Genomic DNA, 718 nt, shown 5'->3' on the forward strand with positions numbered 1-718 from the left:
CAAGCTGGAGAAGTGGAAGGCCATAGTCGATAGGATAAAGAAACCAAAAGACAGGGTAAAGATAGCAATAGTCGGAAAGTACACTAACCTGCGCGATTCTTATGCAAGCGTCAAGGAAGCCCTTATCCACTCGGGCGCAGCGCTCAACACCGGAATAGACATAAAATGGGTAGAATCTTCAGATCTCGAGAAGAGCGGCGTATTGCCTGGCGAGATACTTGGAGACGTTGACGGAATAATAGTGCCCGGAGGTTTTGGGAAGCGCGGGATAGAAGGCAAGATAAAAGCGATAGAATATGCAAGGTCAAACAGGATCCCATACTTGGGTTTGTGCCTTGGCATGCAACTTATGGCGGTGGAGTTCGCCAGGAATGTGTGCGCTCTGAAAGGCGCGCACTCTACAGAATTCGCAAAGACAAAATACAATGTTATAGACCTAATACCTTCGCAGAGAAAAATCAAGGACAAGGGCGCCACAATGAGGCTCGGCGCCTGGCCTTGCAAGATAACCGACAAGAAATCGATAGCCTTCAGCTCATACCACAAAGAGCTCATATACGAGCGCCACAGGCACAGGTACGAGTTCAACAACCGCTACAGGAAACTCTTTGAGAAGAAAGGGATGCTCATATCCGGAGTTACGCCAGATAACAAGCTAGTGGAGATAATGGAGTGGAAAGGCCAATTCGGCGTAGCTACGCAGTCCCATCCTGAACTC

Annotated in this window: 1 protein-coding gene; it reads left to right on the forward strand. The window is 48.7% G+C overall.

Annotated elements, in window-relative coordinates:
- The coding region (locus ACP5S8_RS08500; protein WP_461876503.1) for a glutamine amidotransferase-related protein at window positions 1-718 on the forward strand (718 nt) is incomplete at both ends.

The sequence above is a fragment of the Hydrogenobaculum sp. genome (assembly GCF_049967395.1).
Lineage (GTDB): Bacteria > Aquificota > Aquificia > Aquificales > Aquificaceae > Hydrogenobaculum.